Source organism: uncultured Clostridium sp., assembly GCF_934754915.1.
Lineage (GTDB): Bacteria > Bacillota > Clostridia > Clostridiales > Clostridiaceae > Clostridium.
Genome location: NZ_CAKVKB010000313.1, coordinates 1 through 2,010 on the forward strand (window position 1 = coordinate 1; position 2,010 = coordinate 2,010).

The window sequence follows — 2,010 nt, forward strand, 5'->3', positions numbered from 1 at the left end:
AATATTAAAGAAATCTTGAAAAGATTTGGCTATTCATTGTCAATTGTCCATTGTACATTGTTAATTGGAATATATATTCTAATGAATAATGTACACTTGATACATTTAAAAATTTATGAAAGATCTATTTAGTAACATAAGTTATAAGTTAATATTGAAGTTTTGTAAATTTATTATATCTTATTTTGCATAAATAAAGTTGAAGAATATGTGGAATTTGAAGTAAAATAAAGAAAAAGTTAGAAATACAATTTGATCTTGGAACATATTATGTAAATGTGGATATTTCATAATTACAATGTGGTATATATTCATTGGAGATATAACATTTCTTTGTTTTAAATAACAATATATTGAACGTATTTACAAAGATTACAAAAGTGGTTAAAGAAGGGTTTTAAATAACAATATATTATATTGAACGAATATATGCTTATGTTAATATGAAAATATATAAAAATATTCAAATAAATCTTTTATAAGTTACAATCATGAATATAGATATATGTATAGAATTTGGAGGGAAAAACATGATATACACGTTAATTTTTATTGTTGCATTATTAGCAATGTCTTTTTTGACGTATGCTATTATATGTGGAAAAACTCATATTCTTAAATGTGAATTATCAGCATATATTGGAATTTTATTTGTTCCAATATTTCTAATATTTTATCCAATGGTATTTCTTAAAATCCTTGTGGAGGAAAAATTTAATTTTTTAACATTGATTTTATTTGGAATCATAGGAATAGAGATTTTTGTAATATTAGTATTTATATTTTTAAAAATAAATATATTTCCTAAGATACTGAAAGATATTAAAGATAGGTATGAGAAAGGAGAAAAAAGTATATTTTATGGAAATAAGCTCATGAAATATTCAATATATTCATGTTGTATATATTCTATTCCAATAATTGGGGGATTATATGTTTCCATTATGTCTGGAATTGTATCCCTTGTATATTTAATAGTACCCTTTTTCTTTTTATTTTCAATACCTTTTGTTGTTATAGCTGTATATATGATAACTGTGGTATCTATATTGTGTGGAATAGTAGTAATATTATCTGTAAATGGAGTACTTCGATTGTCTATAGGATCTAAGAATATAAGAAAGCATTCTGTAAGAAATATTATATGTATGTTTATTCCAGTCATTAACTTGATATGTATGATACATCTATATAAAACATCTAAAAAAGAATTTGAAAATATTGAAGAAAGAATTGTAATAGACTAAATTTTTAAGGAGGCATAATATGTTATTAAGGTTTTTAGGAAGAGGTTCAGCTTTTAATGTAAAAGAAGGAAACAATTCAGCTTATATAATAGAAAAATCACATTTGTTATTGATTGATTGTGGAGAAGGAATTTTTGAGAGAATTGTAAAAAGCAATATTCTTAATGGTATAGAAAGTGTGAGCATAATAATAACTCATGTTCATTCTGATCATTGTGGAAGTTTAAGTAGTCTGTTGTATTACTGTTATTATATAAAACATATTGTAGCTGATGTATATTATCCTGATGATGAACTTAGAAATTTATTAAAAATTCTTGGAAATGTTGAGAGCAGCGATTATAATTTTATAAGACTGAATCTGGAAGAAGATACGAACATAGGATTTGCAAAGATAAGGCCTATAAAAGTTAAACATAGAAGTGATTTTCAATGTTATGGATATATTATATATTATAAACATAAAACAATTTGGTATAGTGGAGACTGCAATGGGGTTTCAGATGTTATAGACAAATATAATATTGATGAATTTTATCAAGATACATGTCTTGGAGACTATGAAGGGAATGTACATACTTCTTTGAGAATGTTGTGTGAAACAATTCCTAAAGATAGACGATCAAATATATATTGTATGCATATTGATTGTGATGAACTTGTTGAAAAAGCTGAAAATGAAGGCTTTAATGTTGTTAAGGTGAATTATGTTTAAATTTTCTTAGAGAATATGCACTGGTTATTAAGAGAATATAATATGTAG

Annotated in this window: 2 protein-coding genes; both read left to right on the forward strand. The window is 24.2% G+C overall.

Features of this window, described 5'->3' with window-relative positions; genetic code table 11:
* The first annotated feature begins 530 nt into the window (after positions 1 to 530).
* Entirely contained in the window at positions 531 to 1,247 is a 717-nt protein-coding gene (locus Q0F58_RS19230) for a hypothetical protein (protein WP_294379671.1), read from the forward strand.
* A 19-nt stretch (positions 1,248 to 1,266) separates the two neighbouring features.
* Positions 1,267 to 1,962, forward strand: coding sequence for an MBL fold metallo-hydrolase (locus Q0F58_RS19235; RefSeq protein ID WP_294379674.1), 696 nt, complete (start codon positions 1,267 to 1,269; stop codon positions 1,960 to 1,962).
* Positions 1,963 to 2,010: the final 48 nt, after the last annotated feature.

Bases quoted from the DNA above. Each gene is read 5' to 3' on its own strand.
- Q0F58_RS19230 (WP_294379671.1), top strand. From the start codon at position 531: ATGATATACACGTTAATTTTTATTGTTGCATTATTAGCAATGTCTTTT.
- Q0F58_RS19235 (WP_294379674.1), top strand. From the start codon at position 1,267: ATGTTATTAAGGTTTTTAGGAAGAGGTTCAGCTTTTAATGTAAAAGAA.